Origin of the sequence: aff. Roholtiella sp. LEGE 12411 (assembly GCF_015206995.1) — a bacterium.
GTDB lineage: Bacteria > Cyanobacteriota > Cyanobacteriia > Cyanobacteriales > Nostocaceae > Komarekiella.
Window position 1 is genome coordinate 1 of sequence record NZ_JADEXR010000102.1, and the last position, 21,026, is coordinate 21,026.

At 40.2% G+C, this 21,026-nt stretch carries 19 protein-coding genes; 5 read left to right on the forward strand and 14 right to left on the reverse strand.

The window, feature by feature from the left end; genetic code table 11:
• Positions 1-148: 148 nt before the first annotated feature.
• The 4 genes from IQ246_RS20055 to IQ246_RS20070 form a co-directional block, all read right to left on the reverse strand.
• On the reverse strand, positions 149-304 hold the full coding sequence (locus IQ246_RS20055) for a hypothetical protein (protein WP_194005097.1): 156 nt from the start codon (positions 302-304) through the stop codon (positions 149-151).
• A 303-nt stretch (positions 305-607) separates the two neighbouring features.
• Entirely contained in the window at positions 608-982 is a 375-nt protein-coding gene (locus tag IQ246_RS20060) for a hypothetical protein (protein ID WP_194005098.1), read from the reverse strand.
• Between the two features lie 403 nt (positions 983-1,385).
• Entirely contained in the window at positions 1,386-2,063 is a 678-nt protein-coding gene (locus IQ246_RS20065) for a tetratricopeptide repeat protein (protein WP_194005099.1), read from the reverse strand.
• 41 nt (positions 2,064-2,104) lie between these two features.
• Complete coding sequence (locus tag IQ246_RS20070) at positions 2,105-3,439, reverse strand: Nramp family divalent metal transporter (RefSeq protein ID WP_194005100.1); 1,335 nt, start codon at positions 3,437-3,439, stop codon at positions 2,105-2,107.
• Between the two features lie 246 nt (positions 3,440-3,685).
• Here IQ246_RS20070 and IQ246_RS20075 point away from each other — a divergent pair, with 246 nt between their 5' ends.
• The 3 genes from IQ246_RS20075 (at position 3,686) to IQ246_RS20085 (ending at position 8,147) form a co-directional block, all read left to right on the forward strand.
• The gene (locus tag IQ246_RS20075) at positions 3,686-5,644 is read left to right on the forward strand and encodes a heavy metal translocating P-type ATPase (RefSeq protein ID WP_194005101.1); all 1,959 of its coding nucleotides are present in this window, start codon (positions 3,686-3,688) and stop codon (positions 5,642-5,644) included.
• Positions 5,645-5,786: 142 nt separating this feature from the next.
• Entirely contained in the window at positions 5,787-6,689 is a 903-nt protein-coding gene (locus IQ246_RS20080; protein ID WP_194005102.1) for a DUF4349 domain-containing protein, read from the forward strand.
• A 129-nt stretch (positions 6,690-6,818) separates the two neighbouring features.
• On the forward strand, positions 6,819-8,147 hold the full coding sequence (locus IQ246_RS20085; RefSeq protein WP_194005103.1) for a TonB family protein: 1,329 nt from the start codon (positions 6,819-6,821) through the stop codon (positions 8,145-8,147).
• 313 nt (positions 8,148-8,460) lie between these two features.
• Here IQ246_RS20085 and devC read toward each other — a convergent pair whose 3' ends face one another.
• The 8 genes from devC to IQ246_RS31325 all read right to left on the reverse strand — a co-directional run bounded on the left by devC (position 8,461) and on the right by IQ246_RS31325 (position 17,211).
• The gene (gene devC / locus IQ246_RS20090; protein WP_194005104.1) at positions 8,461-9,618 is read right to left on the reverse strand and encodes an ABC transporter permease DevC; all 1,158 of its coding nucleotides are present in this window, start codon (positions 9,616-9,618) and stop codon (positions 8,461-8,463) included.
• A 348-nt stretch (positions 9,619-9,966) separates the two neighbouring features.
• Complete coding sequence (locus IQ246_RS20095; protein WP_194005105.1) at positions 9,967-11,181, reverse strand: ABC exporter membrane fusion protein; 1,215 nt, start codon at positions 11,179-11,181, stop codon at positions 9,967-9,969.
• A gap of 66 nt (positions 11,182-11,247) precedes the next feature.
• Entirely contained in the window at positions 11,248-12,666 is a 1,419-nt protein-coding gene (locus IQ246_RS20100; RefSeq protein WP_194005106.1) for an FAD-binding protein, read from the reverse strand.
• Positions 12,667-12,784: 118 nt separating this feature from the next.
• Positions 12,785-13,417 (reverse strand): L-2-amino-thiazoline-4-carboxylic acid hydrolase, encoded by a 633-nt coding sequence (locus tag IQ246_RS20105; protein WP_194005107.1) that lies wholly within the window; start codon positions 13,415-13,417, stop codon positions 12,785-12,787.
• 60 nt (positions 13,418-13,477) lie between these two features.
• Positions 13,478-13,717, reverse strand: a complete 240-nt coding sequence (locus tag IQ246_RS20110) for a hypothetical protein (RefSeq protein ID WP_194005108.1) — start codon at positions 13,715-13,717, stop codon at positions 13,478-13,480.
• Positions 13,718-13,790: 73 nt separating this feature from the next.
• Entirely contained in the window at positions 13,791-14,795 is a 1,005-nt protein-coding gene (hemF, locus tag IQ246_RS20115; RefSeq protein WP_194005109.1) for an oxygen-dependent coproporphyrinogen oxidase, read from the reverse strand.
• A gap of 147 nt (positions 14,796-14,942) precedes the next feature.
• On the reverse strand, positions 14,943-16,031 hold the full coding sequence (locus tag IQ246_RS20120) for an aromatic ring-hydroxylating dioxygenase subunit alpha (protein ID WP_194005110.1): 1,089 nt from the start codon (positions 16,029-16,031) through the stop codon (positions 14,943-14,945).
• A gap of 112 nt (positions 16,032-16,143) precedes the next feature.
• On the reverse strand, positions 16,144-17,211 hold the full coding sequence (locus IQ246_RS31325) for an aromatic ring-hydroxylating dioxygenase subunit alpha (RefSeq protein WP_194005111.1): 1,068 nt from the start codon (positions 17,209-17,211) through the stop codon (positions 16,144-16,146).
• A 379-nt stretch (positions 17,212-17,590) separates the two neighbouring features.
• Here IQ246_RS31325 and IQ246_RS20130 point away from each other — a divergent pair, with 379 nt between their 5' ends.
• On the forward strand, positions 17,591-17,800 hold the full coding sequence (locus tag IQ246_RS20130) for a plasmid partition protein ParG (protein WP_194005112.1): 210 nt from the start codon (positions 17,591-17,593) through the stop codon (positions 17,798-17,800).
• A 595-nt stretch (positions 17,801-18,395) separates the two neighbouring features.
• Here IQ246_RS20130 and IQ246_RS20135 read toward each other — a convergent pair.
• Positions 18,396-18,647 carry a hypothetical protein gene (locus tag IQ246_RS20135; RefSeq protein ID WP_194005113.1) on the reverse strand — a complete coding sequence of 84 codons (252 nt, stop codon included), beginning with the start codon at positions 18,645-18,647 and terminating at the stop codon, positions 18,396-18,398.
• A 356-nt stretch (positions 18,648-19,003) separates the two neighbouring features.
• Positions 19,004-19,840, reverse strand: coding sequence for a dienelactone hydrolase family protein (locus IQ246_RS20140; protein WP_194005114.1), 837 nt, complete (start codon positions 19,838-19,840; stop codon positions 19,004-19,006).
• Positions 19,841-19,990: 150 nt separating this feature from the next.
• Between IQ246_RS20140 and IQ246_RS20145 the strand changes: the two genes are divergently transcribed.
• Positions 19,991-20,956 (forward strand): protochlorophyllide reductase, encoded by a 966-nt coding sequence (locus IQ246_RS20145; protein WP_194005115.1) that lies wholly within the window; start codon positions 19,991-19,993, stop codon positions 20,954-20,956.
• Positions 20,957-21,026: the final 70 nt, after the last annotated feature.

Below are 21,026 nucleotides of genomic sequence, written 5' to 3' on the forward strand. Positions count from 1 at the left end.
GGAATGGGGAATGGGGAATGGGGAATCAGTAAACCAAAAAGTTTTTTAGAAGTGTTACCACCTGGACATTTCAGCTAAAACCAGGGATCTCACAGAACTCACAAAACAACGTTAAATTGAGAATTTCAGACGATACCCCTAGCTACCTTCAAGCGAGCGATCGCTTGATCCCTCTAAAAGCAATGGTGAATACTCCAGATCCACAATGGCTGAAACCCTTGTTTTTACGTTGATTTTGAAAAGTTTGTGGTTTACTGGGAATGGGGATATTCTCGCGCTTAGGCTGTCCCAGATCAAGAGTCAAAAGTCCAAGCTAGCCTTTGACTATGGACTTTCGACTCTTGACAACCTCAGTGCGAAATATACAAGTTTATTTGCATAACAGCCTAGGAACAAGATAACGTCAAAATTTGCGATTTTTAAGTTGACACGTATGCTTGCAGTAGTGCTACTACAAACCTCCCAATAATCAATTTACGTTTGACAAAATAATACTATTGGTACGTGGTTAAAAATAAAAATGCTTTTTTTGGTTTTTTATACTTAGATACGTGATTAATCACGTCTATCTAGGAGAAGTTATGTCCGCCACAAGGGCTAACAAATTTTAGTACACTAAGTTTCCTGTACCACGCAACTGACGCAAGGAATTTATACAGTATGGACAGTCACATTTAAACAACTTAATTGCAGCATCGCTTTCCTCTTCAGTAAAGTTTAACATAGCAACATTTTCATCTGATACTGACGTGGTAATGGTTGAGGAACGTGTAGAGGAATACGCTTGCTTTCTCTCTGAATCTCGAATGCAGACAAAATCTGTTCCACCATGTGGATTAGTGATACAGGTACGACCGTCTTGTGTATGCATTAATCGCTGAGTAATACTAGCGTGGGCAGGATTAAATATTGCCAATGTAGACATCAGCGATACAAAAATTGAGGAAGTGGAAAACAAATTAAGTACTAATTTTCTGTTCATCGGTTTCCTTGAGAAAATTGCCTACTAGCTTAAGGTATTCGATTCACTTTCAAAGTTCAAGTGAATTTTTCCTAAGAATAGCTAGCTTGACACTTGCTACTCAATAAAGTTCCATATCTGCCCAGCTTGATCACAAATTAGGATGATTAAACCAATTCGCAATTCGCAATTACGTTTTGTAATGGGGATTTAACCCCAACACAAAACTTACCGATTACAGAACCGGGGGACTTAAACCCGCGGAACTTGTTAAAGCTTGCCCATCTAAATAAACTTGTTAAAGACAAATGTGACCATTTTGAATTGCTTACTACTAAAGCTGTTGCAGGAGGACTTGTGTCAATATTTATCGGTTAAGCCCAAAGTAAAGTAAACTAGGCGAAATTTTGCGTCGCAAAACTAACTACTGCTGAACCTGCTGAATGAGAGTTTGTGTTTGTTGATAACTTTGGATATTGCCTTGCTGACGAAAGAGGGTTGCAGCTTGCTGAAGATCCGCAACAGCGCTTTTACTATCTCCCAAAGCATATTGGGCCATTCCTCGGCTTCCGTAAGCATCAGCTAGATTGGGATTGATGCTTATTGCCTGGTTAAAGTCTTTGATAGCTGCTTGTGAATTTCTCTGTTTAAAATAGGCAAGTCCCCGGTTATAGTAGCCATCTGTAAACTTTGGATCAATTTTTATTGTCTGGTTAAAATCTGCGATCGCTTTCGGGATATTTCCCAGTTCTGCATGAACAGTTCCACGACTGTTATATGCATCCGCATGGTTGGGATTTAGTTGCAGTGCTTGGTTAAAGTCTGCAATCGCTGCTTGAAAGTCTCCTATTTGAGATTTAGCTAGACCTCGGAGGCAGAAACCCTCGTAAAATTGAGGATTAAGTTGTACTACTTGGTTAAAATCTGCGATCGCTCCGTTAAAGTTACCTTGTTCAAGCTTTTGCACACCCTGGTTATAGTATTCTTGAAAATTCATCTGATTGATGCGCGTTTGTGGTGCTTGTGCATAAACAACAGCAGGTATCCCACCCAGTACGCTTGTTATTCCCATGATGGCGATTGTTCGCTTGATATGGTTCATAACTTAACCTCTTCAAACTTGCAGCATTATGATCATTCTAACTATGAACTTACAGACAGCCAGCCGAAAATAGTTTGCAATAATAGCCAAGCATTTAAACTGGCGATCGCGATCGCGACTAACCAAGATAAAATCTTCAACCATAAAGGATTAACAAACTCGCCCATTAAACGGCGATCACTTGTAAATATCACCAACGGCACTACGGCAAACGATAACTGTAAACTCAATATCACTTGACTGAAAATTAATAAGCCACCTGTACTTTTTTCTCCCAACAATATAATTGAAATTAATGCTGGGACAATCGCAATTAGCCTAGTTACTAATCTACGTAACCAAGGTTTGAGACGCAGATTTAAAAAGCCTTCCATGACAATTTGCCCTGCTAAGGTTGCGGTGAGAGTTGAACTTTGTCCCGAAGCAAGTAATGCCAATCCAAAAATGGCGCTAGCAGCATTGACACCCAATAAAGGAGAGAGCAATTTATAAGCATCTTGAATTTCTGCTACATTTTGATAGCCAGAAAAATGAAAAGTGGCAGCAGCAACAATCAAAATTGCTGAGTTGATGAATAATGCGAAACATAAAGCAACTGTGGAATCAATTGTACAGAATTTAATGGCTTCCCATTTTTTTTCTGATGTTGGTTGCCAATCTCTTGTCTGCACGATTGATGAGTGCAAATATAAGTTGTGTGGCATTACCGTTGCACCTAAAATGCCAATAGCAATGTAAAGCATTTCTGGGTTTTGTATAATTTCTATTTTGGGAACATAACCTAATAAAACTCCACCCATATCAGGACGCGAAAAAATGATTTCTGCTCCAAAGCAAATACCCACAGTTGCTACTAACATAATTACCAAAGCTTCTGTATAGCGAAAGCCTTTATTTTGTAACATTAGCAACATAATTACATCTAGCGCCGTGATGCACACACCCCAACTCAGGGGAATACCAAAAAGCAGTTGCAGTGCGATCGCACTTCCTAGAACTTCTGCTAAATCACAAGCTGCGATCGCTATCTCACACAGTAGCCATAACCCGAAGTTTACACGTGGACTGAAGTAGTCTCGACAAGCTTGTGCTAAATCTCGCCCTGTGGCCACCCCCAACCGCACACACAGCGATTGCATTAAAATCGCCATCAAGTTGGAAAGCATAATCACCGTTAGCAGTGCATAACCGAATTGAGCACCTCCAGCCAAATCAGTTGCCCAGTTACCAGGATCCATGTATCCCACTGATACAAGATATCCTGGCCCTGCATAAGCCAGCATCTTACGCCAGATGCTTTTGGTGTCAGGAACCCTAATACTACGATGGACTTCAGGTAAGCTGGGCTTCCTATCCGTATTTTTTGGAAAAGGCATTTGTTTAACTATAGAGTTTTCATAATTTACTCATAATTCTATAAAAAACTGACAAATATCGCTACAGTTGCAAGTGACTAAATCTGCATTTTTACTAAAAATCAGTTGTTAAATAAACAATGAATCTAAATTTGATTTTTCAGTGATAGAGATTATCGTTATTAAAATAGACTTGTAAAAACTTATTTTTTATATTACATTTGAACCGAAGCTCATATATCAAATAAACTACTGTCTTCAACAAAAATGAAATTAAAATCACATTCAGAATCTTCCAATTGTTGCGGATGTGAACATGATCACCATGAGAATCATAACCATGATCATAATCACGACCATAGCGGAGAATTCAATCTGAAAAATGAAATAATTCCTATAGTTTTAATTTTAAGTTTGTATTTACCTGGTGTAATTTTTGAAAGCCAGTTACACAATACACTCTATTCTATAGGTGAATATTTGCTTTTCATCCCTGCTTATCTCCTGAGTGGATGGAGTGTTTTAAAAACTGCTGGACGCAATATACTTCGAGGCAGAGTATTTGATGAAACATTTTTGATGACTGTAGCTACATTAGGGGCGATCGCAATTCATAAATTACCCGAAGCTGTCGGAGTAATGTTATTTTACAAAATCGGCGAATTATTTCAAGATATTGCCGTCAATCGTTCTCGTAATTCCATCAAAGCACTTTTAGAAGTACGCCCAAATTATGCCAATATCCAGATAGAGGGAGAGCTAAAGAAAGTATCACCAGAAACAGTCAATATTGGGGACATTATCATTGTAAAGCCAGGGGAAAAGATTCCCTTAGATGGTGAAATTATAGAAGGTAAGTCACAAGTTGATACATCTGCATTAACTGGAGAATCTGTACCACGGACAGTGAGGCTGGGAGAACCCGTGTTGGCTGGAATGCTCAACAAAATGGGTGTTTTGACAATTAAAGTCACAAAACTTTTTGACGAGTCTTCCATTGCCAAGATTTTAGATTTAGTGCAAAATGCTAGAAGCAAAAAAGCAGAAACAGAGAAGTTTATTACTAAGTTTGCTCGATATTACACGCCAATAGTAGTTTTTGCATCTTTAGCAGTTGCAATTCTACCTCCTTTATTCATTCCTGGGGCAACTTCTTCAGAATGGGTTTATCGTGCCCTGATCCTATTAGTTATTTCCTGCCCATGTGGATTAGTGATCAGTATCCCGTTGGGTTACTTTGGGGGTATTGGAGGTGCAGCTAAACGCGGTATTTTTGTCAAAGGCTCTACTTTTTTGGATGCTTTAAGTACAGTAAAAACAGTAGTTTTTGATAAAACTGGAACATTGACCAAAGGTGTATTTAAAGTAGTAGAAATTGCGCCAATCAATGGTTTTACTAAGCAAGGTTTGCTACAATTAGCTGCCAAAGTCGAGTCACAATCAAATCACCCCATTGCTCAATCTATTCGTGATGCTTATGGAAAAAAAATAGATGCATTTGAAGTGAGAGATTATGAGGAGATTGCAGGTTATGGAATTAGAGCTAAGGTAGAGAATCAGGTAGTTATAGCGGGAAGCGATCGCTTATTACACAGAGAGAATATTGCTCATGATAACTACCAGATAGAAGGAACAGTCGTTCATTTAGCAGTTGATCATATTTACGCTGGATATATTGTGATTGCTGATGAGTTGAAGGAAGATGCTAGACAAGCTATTCAAGCACTCAAGCAAATGGGTGTAGAAAAAACAGTAATGTTAACAGGAGATAATCAAGCGATCGCCTCCCGGATTGCTCAACAGATTGGCATAGATTCCTATCAAGCAGAGTTATTACCAGAAGAAAAAGTCAGCGCTATTGAGAAGATACTCAGCACAGCCGGAAAGCATGGTAAAGTTGCCTTTATTGGAGATGGCATTAATGATGCGCCAGTAATTGCTAGAGCCGATGTTGGTATGGCAATGGGCGGCTTAGGCTCAGATGCGGCAATAGAAACTGCTGATATTGTAATCATGACTGATGCACCGTCAAAAGTGGCCCAAGCAATACAAATTGCGAGAAAAACGCGTAAAATTGTTTGGCAAAATATTGGTTTTGCTTTAGCAATCAAAGGTGTATTTATTGGGTTGGGTATTTTAGGTGTGGCGACAATGTGGGAAGCTGTTTTTGCCGATGTTGGCGTAGCTTTGCTAGCAATTTTTAACGCAACCAGGGTAATGAAATAATTAAAGACATTGCATTGCAATCTATAGAGACGTTGCATTGCAACGTCTCTACTTGATATTGGTTACATAAATTGCAACAATACCAGCTTTAAGTTTTCCGTCGGCGATACTTAGGTTAACTTCATCCATCTATGGGTAGATTATGCACGCCTCAACTCAATTACCAGGCAAATCAGCTTTATTGGTGAGTGCGCTACTGGGAGGGTTAATTTTCACCAGTTGTGCTTCTGCTCCTCAACTGTCAAATCAGGTATCATCTGGAATTGTAGCCGACCAAGCTGCACCAAGTGCTAAAAATCTCGCTCAAAAGACCGAAGTACCGATACCTCGTGCGCTTCCCCAACTGATTAAAAAGGCAGCAATGACTGTGATTGTGAACTCTGTAGATCAGAGTATCGATGCTGTCTCGCAAATTATTAATAAGCAACAAGGGGATTTAATCGGGTTAAAAGAACAACAGCCAACAAAGGAAAGCACGCGACACACTGCATTAATACAGATACGAGTACCCCAGAACCTATTAGAACCATCTCTAGATGAATTGGCTAAATTAGGCACATTAAAAAGTCGTAATATCACTGCCGAAGATGTAGGCGATCGCTTAGTAGATTTACAAGCCAGATTAACTAACCTGCAAAAAACTGAAGCCAATTTGCAAAAAATTATGGATCGATCTGGTTCTATAAAAGATGTGCTAAGTGTTGCCCAGGAACTTAGTAATGTTCGGCAATCCATAGAGCAAATTGATGCCCAACTGAAAAACTTACAAAATCAAGTTGCTTATTCAACTATTACTCTGAACCTAGAAGCAGCAACTTCTAGCACTAGTCCACAGCGTGCATTAGGCGAGCAAATTCAGGAAACTTGGAACAACTCCACCTACTCCTTAAGTGTGTTTACAGTTCGCTTACTGAAATTGGGTATTTGGTTAATGGTGTACAGTCCTTATATATTGATTTTAGCTGCTGGTGTCTATGGCTTTACCCGTTGGCGGCGTCATGCAGCACATTTGACACAAACATCAGAATCAGCTAATTCTGATTGATTACCCAGCTTATACCATTTTGGATTTGAGATTTTGCCCAAAGATTTGAGGCGATCGCCAGCCTCATTATACTTGCTTTTTACCACCTACACTATATAGATAGACTTGCTGTCAAGAAAGCACAATAACATGGCTAAGTCTCATAAATTCCAGCTTGATAGGAAAGATAAACCAACAGAACTGCTGTTTGGTCTGGGCACTTCCATCCTCCTGCATTTTATTCTGTTTATTGCAGCCAATTATTGGCTGAAATCTGTTGCATCTGAGCAAAGGCAAGCGTTTTCTCAAGCAATTCCCATTGAGTACGTTGAAGTTCCTCCTGATAAAACTAAAACGCCGAAAGAAACCTCAAAACGGGCTGCTAATAATTCTGTTGGAAAAGGGGAAGTTTCAAAACCTAATAACTTCAGTGCTCCCAAACCAACAAAGTCATCCTCACCAAAATTGACAGGCTCCACAGCAGTATCACCAAATCGATATTCTCAAAAACTGCAATCCACACCACCAGTAGTTACTCCTGCAAGGACACCAGCAAAACTTCAACCTCAAAAACTTGCGGTTGCTCCTACCACGCCACCTGTGATTACTCCTGCGAGGATACAGCCAAAACTTGAATCTCGCAAACTTGCGGTTACTCCGACCACACCACCAGTAGTTACTCCTGCAAGGACACAACCAAAACTTCAACCTCAAAAACTTGCGGTTACTCCTACCACGCCACCATTGGTTACTCCTGCGAGAACACAGCCAAAACTTGAATCTCGCAAACTTGCGGTTGCTCCTACCACGCCACCTGTGATTACTCCTGCGACACCAGCAAAACTTCAACCTCAAAAACTTGCGGTTGCTCCGACCACACCACCTGTGATTACTCCTGCGAGGACACAACCAAAACTTCAACCTCAAAAACTTGCGGTTGCTCCGACCACGCCACCTGTAGCAAATCCCGCACCTGAGCAGTTAGAAACTAGCGCTACCCCGCAAAAACCATCTCAAGTTAAGCCTGCTCAAAAATCGGGTGCAGCAAGCCGCTTGGGTGGCCCGGTTAGTGTATCTAGTCGTGATTTTGGTGGTAATTATTTTGCAGCCTCATCTAATTCCAATCGCTTCAATCCAGATTTTAATGGCATTGATGCCCGTCAAGATACAAACTTAGGCCCTTACCTCAAAGAATTACAGCGACAAGTAAGGCAGCAATGGATACCTGAACTTACGCAATCTTCCCGGCGGTCAGTGCTTCACTTCACTGTTAGCCGTTCAGGTCAGCTGAGTAATCTCCAGATCGCCCGAACTTCTGGATTTAGCGTTACCGATGAAGCGGCGGTTAGTGCTGTCAAGCGAGCTGCACCCTTTATACCTTTACCCACAACTTATAGAGGGAATAATATCTCTATTGAATTTACGTTTGTTATCAACGTTGATGGCGAACTAGATATACAAGGTAGTGGGCAAAACTAATGTTATGCCGATTCAATTTAATGATTGCAACAAATCTTTTGGTGGAGACGTTGTTCCCGTGGAGTGGAGACGTTGCAATGCAACGTCTCTACATCTACTTCTTTCATGGGCAAAAGTGCCCCTACCCGTGTACCTCATTCAAATGAGAATCGCTATAGTAGCAATGAATACGTTTTTTAGAAACATGGTCAGTTTACACCTGATTTAAATATCTGAATACTCAGGTATATAAAAATGACGGATTTACTAGTCATAAAGAGATTAATTACTCGTGATGAATGTCTTAGTCATTTTTAATAGTAAATGGCAAATTTTAGAAAATATCTGCCGGGTCTGCTGAGTCCAATTTACGCATTGCGATCGCCCCAGAAATTAAACACATAATAATCGTCAGTATTAAAACTTGAATTACGCGCTCATAAGTCATAAATAGCGGTAGCTTTGTCGCATTCCGCGTCAACTCATACATTCCAAAAGAAATCAAACAACCAGGAATATAACCGAGTACAGCTAATATCAATGCTTGTTGAAATACAACAGACAATAAGTAGATATTGCGAAACCCCATTGCTTTGAGTGTGGCGTATTCGGCAATGTGATCCATAACATCACTGTAAATAATTTGATAAACAATAATCACACCAACTATAAATCCGATTGTGACACCCAGAGAGAAAATAAAACCGATCGCGCCATTTTCTTGCCAATATTTCTTTTCAAAATCAATAAATTCTTGGCGGGTGAGAACTTTTACATCATCGGGGAGGTAAGACTGCAACGCTTTAACTACTGCATTGCTATCACTACCAGGTTTGAGCTTAATTAGCCCAAGATTAACTTTACCAGCTTGCTGTGTTGAAAAGATTCGCAAGAAGTTTTGGTCACTAGTAATCACACTTGCATTGGCAACAAAGGATGCACCAACCTCATACAATCCACGAATTGTAACTTTACGTCCTTGCAGTTCTGTTATTACAAGTTTTCCTTCAGCTATTTGAGCGATCGCAGTTTGATATTTACCGTTAGCATTACGATCAAATAACAACGTATCTGGATACTTAATAAGATCCAAACTTTCATTAACTCCCGATAAGTTGAATGCAGGTTTTTCTGGGTTGAAGCCTATAATCAGAATTGATTCATCAAGCTTAGTTTCGAGACTTTTCCAAACTCCTAAGCGGACATAAAGGGGATTGAATGACTCAACCTCTGACAAATTAGCAGCTTGAAACAAACGACGCCGAGGGAAAGAACTGAGAAGTCCCAGATTCTGAGCTTGGCGACTAATTACTACTAAATCTGTTTGCAGGAGTACATGAAAGCGGGTATTGCTGTCATATAAAGCCGACTGAAAGCCTAACTGCATCAATATGAGAAAGTTAGCAAAAGTAATTCCACAAAGAGCAACAATAAAACGTCCCTTTTGCTTCATTAGTTGTAGCCAAGCCAATGGAATATTGCGTTTAAACATAATAATCACAAATGGGGAAGAAACTCTTAGATGTTGTTTCAAAAGTCTAATTTATTCAGGACTTACGCAAGTGTCACAAAAATCTCAATTTTTTGTTTGTAGTGAGGACTAAAGTCCTTACTACGAACTTAAAATAATATGCCAGTTGCGTAAGTCATGTTATTACTAGCCCTGGCGACTAGAAGTCGCGTACCAGGTGCTTCTCCTGTGGTCGCCGCTGCGCGAACAAGTCGGCGAAGCTGCCCAACGCACTGGCTTTAATTTTTTGTTAGTCCACGAAGGTGGACTTTGTTTGTGTAGTAGCGAATTCTATTCGCCTAATACTTTTCAAACATTCTCTTAACTCCTTCATAAATCAATCTCGACATTGACCTGAAGGTTTGTAAAGCGAGTCAGTTGTTTACTAGCGGCTTCGTTCAAACGAATTTTGACCTCAATTACTCTGGCATCTGTTGCTGCTGTAGGATCGCTATCCAGTACATCTTTCTTAGCTACTGTTAGACCAAGCCGATCAACTGTACCTCTTAACTGGCCGGAAAAGGCATTGCTAGGACTGGTAATACTGGCAGTTTGACCTAGGCGAATCTTAGCAATATCACTTTCGTAGATCTCTGCTACGACGTACATTTGGTCAGTTTGACCAAGTTCCACAATTCCCTCATTACCTATTGTTTCTCCGGGATGAGCTTGAATCCGCAGAATTTGACCGGCTTTGGGTGCGCGGATGTATGCCAATTCGAGTTCGGTGCGAATCTTCTCAACTGTAGCAACCGCGCTGTCTATCTCTGCTTGTGCGGTTGCGACATCTGTAGGGCGCACTTCTGCTGTTTTGTTTAAGGTAGCTTTGGCTTCTTGAATCTGTGCAGTGAGTGTGCGTTTAATTCGTTCTAAGCCGGCTTTGGCACTATTTAATTGCTCTTGGGCGGTTGTTAGAGCCAATCTGCGACTATCTAGCGCTGATGCTGCGATCGCTCCCTCATTGTACAGCGTTTGATTACGGCGAAATTCTATCTCTGCATTCTGCCACTCTGCTTCCAGGCGAGCGATGGTGGCTTGCTGGGTTTGGATTTCACCATCTAATTGAGCTTGAAGATTTCTCACAGTCGCTTGTATGGCTGCTAGTTCACCTTGTTTTGCCCCTGCTTTTACCTGAGCAAGACGAAATTGGGCAACTTGAACTTGCTTTTGAGATTCTACCAAGTTAGCTTGCAGGCGATCGCGATTATCCAAAATAGCAATGATTTGTTGCGATCTTACCTTTTTGCCTTCATCAACTAACAGTTCAGCCACACGGCTACCACTACCAAAGCTGGGATTAGTAGGAGCAGAAATCTTAATCACATCACCTGCTGGCTCCAATCTTCCCAGTGCATTAACTTTTGGCGCAACTGGCTGGCTAAGTTGTGAAGTGACTGCTGGATGTTTCGCCGCGGCTGATAGACGAGCTAAATATAATACTCCTACACCTATCCCCACCATACAAGCAATACCCAAAATGACTAACCAATGAAAATTTGGTGGAAATAAAGACCGTTTACTAATTTCCTCAGAATCTTGCAACATATTCCTCCAATGACTTATACTCCTCACCTTCTTGTCTGCGCGTGAGCAAGATAAAAAATCTAATATTTAATGGGATTCAATATAAGCACGATTCACATTTGTCTGTGCAACCTGTTCATATTTAAAAAAACCAGGGTTAAGTATCCCATGCGGGTCATATTTGCTCTTGATTTCATTGACTTTAGACCAATAATCACCAAATTGGAGTCTCCATTGTGGAAGCTCAAATTCTACCCAAGTAGCCATATATCTTTTACCACCCATTTGTAAAGCAAGGTTAGTGAGTAAATTTAATTGCTCTATAACAGGTCTAACTTGAGCTTTGGGAACAGTGGGATACATGCCAAACCCAACAATCAAATCATCATCGGGTAAAGGAAACATGGGCATTTTATTATTGCGCGAAAGTAGACAAAAGGAGCCTACAGGTATAGTCCGAAAGTCGATGAAAGAAGGTATACGTTGTAGAGCAATATCGATATATTCTTTTGCTTTTGATGCTGGCAAAAGAACGTCTATCCAAGAGTTAGCCTGATTTGTAGGATGAGATACTTGTGCTATTGGTTGAATGAACTTATCAAAAGTAAGGTCTTCAGTGTAAATATGACGATAAAAACTTAAATTAGATAGTAATTTTTCTGCATTTATATCATTTAAAGAATCAACTTCTAGGGTAATTTGCATCCTATAAAACCACTGGATTAGGGGTTTTATCTTATTTTCACTTCCCCTAGATAATCCTAATAAGCATGGAGAGAACAGAGATACTAATCCATCCACAAGCCCTTCTGATATTAGAAAATGTTCATCATTTAAGAGAAGATTTAAATCGTCATAGCAAAGAAAATAGCTGCGAGTGAGAGGGCGATATTTTCTGAGTTTATTTTGTACCTTGGTCATAATACCAAACTGACCATAACCACAAAGAACGTGATAGAAAAGCTCGCTATTTTTTTCTGGCGTACACCAAACAATATCTCCTGTTCCGGTTACAACTTCTAAACCCAGACAATTATCAGCTTGAGAGCCATAGCGAAAAGAACTCAAACCTAAACCGCCAGCAGAGAGAGTTCCTCCTAATGTAACCTCAAAGTTATTTGTCAGAACAGGAGGAATCACGCCATGCGGTATCGAAGTATCAACAATTTGCTTCCAAGTAACACCAACATCAGATGTGAAACAAAGTTCATCCGGACAAAAATCATAAATTTGATTGAGATTCCTCATATCTAAGAGGATTCCATCTTGGTTTAAAGATTGACCACTTAAAGAATGTCCCGCAGCCCGTGACGAAATAGTTAACTCTTGCGCGACAGCATATTTAATGGCTTTAGAAACATCATTAGAATTTTGAGGGCGAACAACAATTTGAGGTTGTTTTTGAACAATACCACCAAAATCCTGAGAAACTGCTTCTAATTCTTCTTTTGTATTGCTAACTTCACCGTCGATAATATGCTTTAAATCTGAGAAAATACTTTTCATAAAAACAATCTTGAAAATTTTGATTTAACAAAACTCATGCAAAAAGTTTAATTATTGACTAATGAATATGGCTAGCGATCGCCATCAATTTGTACTTGACAAAACTCACCATTGAAAGTTAGTTTTGTCGCCTCAGTTTGAGCATCTTGATACCAATATTTATTAAATTAGGAACTAGTCCTACTAGACTGAGAACACGGTTTAATAATTGAGTAAAAACGCTTTGCATTTGTGTAGTTGACGCTATAGCTTTGTTTGCAGGTCTTTCATACTTAAATACACAAACACAATCACCTTCTGCTTGTTTACTAAGAATTACAGCCTTGATACCGGGGAAAGCTCTTTTCGTTGCTTCTTGTTCCATCTCACAGAAGACACGACACGGCTGCTCAAAACCATATTCTTTAGCGATAGATAAAACTGGACAAACCCTTTGAATTTCTAATGCTGCATCTGTTCCATTCTGAGAAATATCTACTACTTCCATAACGAAGCCCATCAGTCCTAGCAAGGGAGACGCTTTCTTGAAACCTTGAGCTAGGGTGTTGTTATCAATGAAAGTACCCATTAACGCTTTCTGTTGTTCAGGATATTTTTCCATCATCTTTTCAAAAGCGGCTTCGTCTCCTATTTTTTCTACCAGCTTTTTGTATCTTTTGAATCTATTTTTGAACAATTTCATGGCTTTAGATTCATCAAGGTTGATGATATCTTCCATGCGGAGGTTGCCTGTAATTAAGTCACTTTCCATTCTGATTACTCTGTTTTATAACACTCTTCATCACCAACAAATAATGTTTTAGCCTCAATTTTATCTGCTGGCATAAAAGCACAACCAAATTATCCAAACAAGCATATATCTACAAACATTAAGGCAAGATAATGCAATGTCTATTTCGAGTTTGCTTGTGATATCTCTGCGCCCTCTCGTTTTTTCAAGAAAAAAGTTTTTTGCTGTTTCTTGTAAAGGCTGTTTATAGGTTTCAGAGCGATTTTTCAATGCAATCTTAGCTTTTGATTGCCTCACATCCACCAATTTTATTTTTCTCATCTTAGCAATGCCTATCCTGTTTTCTTTGCTTTAGGTGATTAGAAATTCTCAATAACTATTAGTATCGAGTAATTTATAACCAATCTCTAGGATTTTTCAGCACTTCTCTTAGCATTGCTTCTTGACTACCTGGAACAGGTTGGTCGTCATATTCCCAACTAGCAGCAGGAGGCATACAATTAAATACACTCTGCTGCTTAACCATACCGCTTGCCAGACCAAAACGGATACCGCGATCGCACGACAAAATAAATTCCACATAACGCCCACGTACAAGACGTTGCCAATACTTATTCTCTTCTGTAAAGGTCATATCCTTGCGTCTTTCTACAATTGGCATATAGGCGGGAATAAAAGCCTCTGCACAATGCGTTACTAAGGAAAGGAGTTCTTGTGAATTCCCCTGATTTAGATGGTCGAAGAAAATTCCACCAATACCTCTACTTTCACCACGATGGGGTATGTGGAAATATTCGTCACACCACTTTTTAAAGCGAGGGTAATAGGAGGAATCATGCTGATCGCAAACCTCTTTATGCACCTGATGAAAATGAACTGCATCTTCCTCGAAAAAATAGGCCGGTGTAAGATCTGCTCCGCCGCCAAACCACCAATAAACAGGTTGAGTATCATTATTAATCTGGAAATAGCGGTAGTTGACATGAGCAGTAGGTGTCATCGGATTGTGGGGATGAATAACAAAGCTAGAACCTGTGGCGAAAAAGCGGCTCCCTTTGTCACTAGTCATTCGATCTGCTATTCCTGTAGCAACCGCACCTGATTGCTGAAAAGACGTTCCAGGAGGCAATTCACCCTCTATGGCTACATAATTGACTCCCACCTTTTCAAAGACATTCCCATTGTGCAGAGCACGGTCAATATATACAGCATCCTCACTACTTTCGCCAATATTCCAAATACCGTTTTTGTCGCGATTCCAAGACTGTTCGAGGAACTTTTTACCATCTACCGCCTCAAGAACTTGACAGGTATTTTCAAACATCTGTCTGAAAATTTTATCGGCTACTTCGCGCATTATTGGCTGTTGTGTCACTGATTTTTCTAGGACATTGGTCATGCTTATCTCCTCACTATTGATTAAGTCTTGTTTTGTCATTGATTATCGAGTTAAGAACTGTCCAAGAATAAATATTTCCTTATTGGCGTGTTGGTAGTTTAGAGAGTATCCACAATTTCATTTGAATAAATTACAAGATGATTTCAGTTAGGTAATGACTTCATTTATAGCTTGCTTACCGCAAAGTACGAGTTCCGAAGATTCTGCAATCGGGTAGCTCTGACTATCGACGTTCGACCTAGAGGATTGTGTTAAGTTTTTTTGGAGAAGCTGACGAAAGGTAATATCTAAAGCATCAGCAGCAACATGAAGTTCTTCTGATATTTTGGGAATTGGTTGATAGCCTAAAGTTGCAACGACTACCGTATCTTCTTGAGCAAGTTTGTGGTCAATCTTTCTAAAAAAACCGTCTAGCCAAGGTAAGGGCAAAATGTTGCGATACAAAACGCGTTTAACAACAGTAGTATTGTCATCAATAGGAAGATGGGCAACTAAAATACCGAACTTGATATCAAAGCTATTATCTCTACCTATACTAATTTCCGCTAGAGTAACATTAGGCAGAAATAAGCTCAATTTTGTTTTTAGCTCTGGGCGTCCACCTAGTAAAAAGTTTAAAAAACTTTTGGAGCTACCTAATGATTCATAATTCACTTTAGCAACTGCACCCCAATCGTATTTATCGACTTTATACTTAATAGTTTTATTTATGGGAATTCTTTGACCAAAAGATTTTCTATGAACTGCAATGACATGGGTAAAGTCTAGATTAGCTTCCATAAGGCGAGCGTAATTAGCATTATCTATACCCTCGTCATAAACAGGACGCATAGTCGAAACCATGTATTCTGGGAAAATGGGCAAGGGAGGCCGTTTCTCTTCTGGCAAATCACCATAAAACAACCAGATAAAACCATATTTTTCCTGCACTGGATAGCTGTCTACACTAGCTCTTTTGGGGATAGGTATTGTGGGTGCATTGGAAGGGATTTCAACACATTGTCCATCAGCTTGAAATTTCCATCCATGATAAGGACAACGGATACAGTCGTCTTCAATCCAGCCTAGAGAAAAGGCCGCGCCGCGATGAGGACACTGATCTTTCAGAGCTACGACTTGTCCTTGAGAGTTACGGTAGAGGACAAATCTTTGATTTAACATCACAACTTGCTTGGGCTTGTTGGTAACGGCTGAACTAAATTCACAAGCATACCAAAAGTTTTTCAAAGTATTCATTTTATATTATTTTTTGAAAAAAAAATAAAGGCTCAAGCAAAAGATATGGTTAAAGCTCCCGTAACTATACGAAAACTATCTCTGTAAAAAACGACCTGTATGAGATATAAATCTATTTAATTAAGGAGGCGTAAGAAAGTCTTGTTTGCTCTCGGTTAGAGTTGTTTGATTCGCTCTGATTAAGTTTTAAACCCCAGCCCATAGACAAATATTTTTGACGAAGCTTGCGATAAGCAAGGGTCAAGGCATCAGCAGGAACATGGACTTCTGTTAATAAAGTATCAGGGATGGATTTGGGGTATTGTGACTCGGTTACTACCCTATCTTCTAAACCAACTTTATGGTGAAACTTCACGAATAAGCTATCTGCCCAAGAGTAGGTAAAAAAATTGCGAAACTGAATTCGTTTACTAATGGTCGTGTTGTCATCAACAGGAATGTGGATAGCGTAATTGATCATTTTGCCACGACCAAAGTCACTCTCAATTTTAGTTATGTTAGGGAGATAGAAACTAGTTTTTGCATTTAACTGTGTGCGTGCTGGACGAAAAAAGGATTTAAATACACCATTTTTAGGCTTAGTGTAATTTTTGTATGTGATTTTGGCACTAATGCCCCAATTTTCATCTTGAATCATATAGTCTTCAACTCTTGGATCTTGTGCAAATCCCGCCCCAAAAGAATTCGCATGAACTGCATACAAATGGGCTGGATCAAGAGCGTTTTCTATGACTCTAGTGTAGTTAGCTTTCATCTCATACTCTAAGTAAATAGGATGCATAGTCGAGTCTTCATATTCTGGCAAGGGAGGAATTGGTGGGCGTTCTTCTTCTGGTAAATCTCCATAAAACAGCCAGACAAAACCATATTTTTCCTGCACTGGGTAACTGTTGATGTAACCTTTTTTAGGTATGGGCATTCCAATTCCATTGGAAGGAATTTCAATGCATTGCCCATCAGCTTGAAATTTCCATCCATGATAGGGACAGCGAATACAGTCGTCTTCTAGCCAGCCCATAGACAACGCAGCACCACGATGAGAACACTGGTCTTTTAGCACCACAACTTGCCCTTGAGAATTGCGGTAGAGAACAAATCTCTGATTTAACATCACAATTTGCTTGGGCTTGTTGGTAACAGCTACGCCGAATTCACATGCATACCAGAAGTTTTTTAGCACACCTAAGCTCCTACTATCCTAGAAAATTTGATGAATTTAAAGTAACTATTTCCAGTGTGTTGCTTAGTTCAACCGTTACATTCATCCCAGCCATCACCAAAAGCTATCATGAGCCATAATTTGGTTCCATGTTTGTCATAAGTATTGTTTTCAGTCTAATTCAGCCAACTAAAGCCAATTTTGGCTTTGTTCGCTTATCTGATATTTAATTGCCCACACAGACACTTTCTGGCGTCTATTGCCTTTGTTGTGTGTCTTTCTTTAGGCATAGGTGATAGCATATCAGTGTACTAGTGCATTAGTCAACTAATGTATAATTTTGCTCTATTAACCATTGCACCAATAAACTAGTGAATAGGTTCATTAGTTGGGGTATAGTGTGGCACAAGGAGAAGCTTCAATTAGGGTTTACCTGTCACCTGAAACCAAAGACAGGTTTAAAACAGTTTGCTTTTTCAAGGGATTGAATATGTCTGACGTTACAGCTGAACTTATTGAAGATTGGTTAACTAAAAATGATCTGGATTTACCGACTTCACAGAAAAATGTCCCTTCATCTAAAAGCAAAAAGAGCGAAGGGTTAGGATAACGAGGAACAACTAAACCGCCCAGCAATCCAACACTCCAGTGATTTTCCAACTAGCAGCAAGGCGGTAATAGAGGAATGAAATATAAGTAATCGTAATAAGTATGTAATTTTAAAGATAGCTATGTTTATAGACAAACGGTTGCCTTGTGTCCTTTGGCCATAAGGGAGAGGCGCAAGGTTTTGCGCCTCTGGGCAATTCTATCGCTCTCCTATTCAGCCAATAATCCAGGACTTACGCAACTGGCACAGTGCGATCGCCATTTTATAGTATTTATGTACTACACAAAGGTAGTTTGTTTATGCTACTAATTGAAGTGCGGAATGTGGGTTTCAGCTTGACCCACATTTGGTATTTCTTGTCACTGACACTCCACTCCGGGATATAGCACAGTCGATTCAGGTGATTCCGTGGAAGGTGATTGAAGATCAACAAATAATCAGATCCAACTTCTCTGTGTTCTCTATTCCATGCTATACATTCCTTAATAGTTGTTAATAATTATGTTATTATTTACAACCTGATGAATAAAATACTGAAATGTGCTGAATAATTTGTCAATAAAAATATACATATCTCAAAAACATCTGTATATTACTAGAAATTATCCAATCTGACATCTTTCCAAATGTCAGAAACCTGCCATCCTGAATTTCCCACAGATTGCACGACAGGATTATCAATCAATGGAATATAGTTAGTTCTTTCATTCTCTAAATATAGCTCTTCTTTTTCTTCAGCCGTTGGCTCTTGAATATTAATGTCAACTTGAAGATTTTGATCTTCGGTTTCCTCCATTATCTTTATTTTATTGAGGAGGAGCTTTTCAGATTTTTTGATCAGTTTCATATTATTTGTTGAAAGTTCTAAATATTGGACATAAAAAAAATTAGCATCTGAATATTGATTCTTAAAGAAACCAATACTAAGCTGTTACGCAAATAAACTTGTATATTTAGCGCTGAGGTTGTCAAGAGTCAAAAGTCCACAGTCAAAGGCCAGCTTGGACTTTTGACTTTTGACCTTGGACAGCCTAAGCGCGAGAATATTTGATCTAGACGCGCATCGGCTTATTTTTATGCATCGTCGATAAGTTCAGTACAAAGCTTTTCTAAAGTCTCCTTTTGGGTAAAATCACATAGGATTTACTAGGATACAGTAAATTCACCAAAAATACGACACTTTTCGCTTGTAAGTGTGTTTCTTTATGAAACGCCATGCAGCTTAAACCATGCCTGGAGGCGTTTCCATCCGTCCTTAGCTTCTGTTTCGCGGTAGGAGGGGCGATAATCGGCAAAAAAAGCGTGGGGTGCATCAGGGTAGACAATGATTTCAGACTTGCTACTACTAGACTTAAGGCGATCGCGCATTTGCTGCACCGTATCTAAGGGAATGCCCGTATCTTTACCGCCGTAGAGTCCCAGAATGGGAACTTTTAGCGCCGACGCAATATCGACGGGATGCTTTGGCGTCAGTTCGGTCTGATCACCCACCAGTCGCCCGTACCACGCTACGCCTGCCTTCACCTTGGGATTATGTGCTGCATAAAGCCAGGTAATACGACCACCCCAGCAGAAGCCCGTAATCCCCAACTTATCAGCATTCCCTTTGGCTGACTTCACGCCCCAGTTGACTGTGGCATCGATATCAGAAAACACTTGAGCATCCGGCACCTTGGCTACTACTACCTGGCGAATTTCATCAATATTGCTTAATTTTGAGACATCGCCTTGACGTACAAATAATTCTGGAGCGATCGCCACATACCCCAACTTGGCAAAACGACGGCAGATATCCTGAATGTGCTCATGTACACCAAAAATTTCCTGGATCACTAAGACAATTGGGAAATTTTTACCCTTTGCAGGCATTGCTCTGTAAGCAGGGATTTCGCCATCTTTGACGGGAATTTTCACTGCACCAGCTACCAACTCCTTAATATCGGTGGTGATGACATGGGCAGAAATGGGTTGCACTGCTAGGGCAAAACCCGTTGCCAGAGTAGCAGTTGCGATAAATTGGCGGCGCGTTATTTCTTTCATTATTTTTTATTTTATTTTTGAAAAAATTCAGTACACCTTTATTACTTCTCTCTATTCCCCATGCCCCATCCCCTTTCTAATTTTTGGTAGATGTATCACAGCATCCTCAAGGCCTTACAATGATGATCTGGCGGTGTATCTCAATCCGAAATGAACCAACATCAGAAGTCAACAGTCGTGATTACGGGCGCATCCTCAGGGGTAGGTTTGCAGGCGGCGAGAGCTCTTGCCCAAACTGAGCAGTGGCATGTAGTAATGGCCTGTCGGGATCTGGCAAAAGCTGAAAAAGCTGCTCAATCCGTAGGAATGCCGAATGACAGCTACACAATTATGCTTCTCGACGTTGCTAGCTTAGAAAGTGTGCGACAGTTTGTCAAGAACTTCAGAGAAATTGGCAGACCTCTAGACGCTTTGGTGTGCAACGCTGCGATTTATATGCCTTTAATAAAAGAGCCATTGCGAAGCCCAGAGGGATTTGAGTTAAGCGTTGCGACAAACCACCTCGGTCATTTCCTCCTGTGTAACCTCATGCTTGAGGATCTGAAAAACGCATCAACTTCAAAGCCGAGGCTAGTCATTTTGGGAACCGTTACCCACAATCCCAAGGAGCTTGGTGGAAAAATTCCCCCGCGTCCAGACTTAGGAGATCTTAAAGGCTTTGAAGCTGGATTTAAGCAGCCTATATCAATGATTGATGGCAAGAAGTTTGAGCCTGTCAAAGCTTACAAGGATAGCAAAGTCTGTAATGTGCTAACCATGCGTGAATTGCATCGACGCTATCACGAATCAACCGGGATTACCTTCAGCTCTCTCTATCCGGGATGTGTTGCAACAACGGCTCTGTTCCGCAATCACTATCCCCTGTTTCAAAAAATATTCCCACTTTTCCAGAAGTATATCACTGGGGGGTTTGTGTCTGAGGAGTTGGCTGGCGATCGCGTTGCGGTTGTGGTTGCTGATCCTGAATATAGTCAATCCGGTACTTATTGGAGCTGGGGAAATCGGCAGAAGAAAAATGGCAAGTCGTTTGTTCAAGAGGTTTCAAAAGAAGCAAGCGATGATGACAAAGCCAAGCGCATGTGGGATCTGAGCGAAAAGTTGGTTGGGCTGGCGTAGCAGAACACGACTGTTAGTAAGCTAAAACACATTTATAGCAGGGCGTGGGGCATGGGGTATGGGGCATGGG

What these genes read in the sequence shown, in the direction of transcription:
- IQ246_RS20060 (WP_194005098.1), bottom strand. Translation starts at nt 982, where the DNA reads ATGAACAGAAAATTAGTACTTAATTTGTTTTCCACTTCCTCAATTTTT.
- IQ246_RS20065 (WP_194005099.1), bottom strand. Translation starts at nt 2,063, where the DNA reads ATGAACCATATCAAGCGAACAATCGCCATCATGGGAATAACAAGCGTA.
- IQ246_RS20070 (WP_194005100.1), bottom strand. Translation starts at nt 3,439, where the DNA reads ATGCCTTTTCCAAAAAATACGGATAGGAAGCCCAGCTTACCTGAAGTC.
- IQ246_RS20075 (WP_194005101.1), top strand. Translation starts at nt 3,686, where the DNA reads ATGAAATTAAAATCACATTCAGAATCTTCCAATTGTTGCGGATGTGAA.
- IQ246_RS20080 (WP_194005102.1), top strand. Translation starts at nt 5,787, where the DNA reads ATGCACGCCTCAACTCAATTACCAGGCAAATCAGCTTTATTGGTGAGT.
- IQ246_RS20085 (WP_194005103.1), top strand. Translation starts at nt 6,819, where the DNA reads ATGGCTAAGTCTCATAAATTCCAGCTTGATAGGAAAGATAAACCAACA.
- devC (WP_194005104.1), bottom strand. Translation starts at nt 9,618, where the DNA reads ATGTTTAAACGCAATATTCCATTGGCTTGGCTACAACTAATGAAGCAA.
- IQ246_RS20095 (WP_194005105.1), bottom strand. Translation starts at nt 11,181, where the DNA reads ATGTTGCAAGATTCTGAGGAAATTAGTAAACGGTCTTTATTTCCACCA.
- IQ246_RS20100 (WP_194005106.1), bottom strand. Translation starts at nt 12,666, where the DNA reads ATGAAAAGTATTTTCTCAGATTTAAAGCATATTATCGACGGTGAAGTT.
- IQ246_RS20105 (WP_194005107.1), bottom strand. Translation starts at nt 13,417, where the DNA reads ATGGAAAGTGACTTAATTACAGGCAACCTCCGCATGGAAGATATCATC.
- IQ246_RS20110 (WP_194005108.1), bottom strand. Translation starts at nt 13,717, where the DNA reads ATGAGAAAAATAAAATTGGTGGATGTGAGGCAATCAAAAGCTAAGATT.
- hemF (WP_194005109.1), bottom strand. Translation starts at nt 14,795, where the DNA reads ATGACCAATGTCCTAGAAAAATCAGTGACACAACAGCCAATAATGCGC.
- IQ246_RS20120 (WP_194005110.1), bottom strand. Translation starts at nt 16,031, where the DNA reads ATGAATACTTTGAAAAACTTTTGGTATGCTTGTGAATTTAGTTCAGCC.
- IQ246_RS20135 (WP_194005113.1), bottom strand. Translation starts at nt 18,647, where the DNA reads ATGAAACTGATCAAAAAATCTGAAAAGCTCCTCCTCAATAAAATAAAG.
- IQ246_RS20140 (WP_194005114.1), bottom strand. Translation starts at nt 19,840, where the DNA reads ATGAAAGAAATAACGCGCCGCCAATTTATCGCAACTGCTACTCTGGCA.
- IQ246_RS20145 (WP_194005115.1), top strand. Translation starts at nt 19,991, where the DNA reads ATGAACCAACATCAGAAGTCAACAGTCGTGATTACGGGCGCATCCTCA.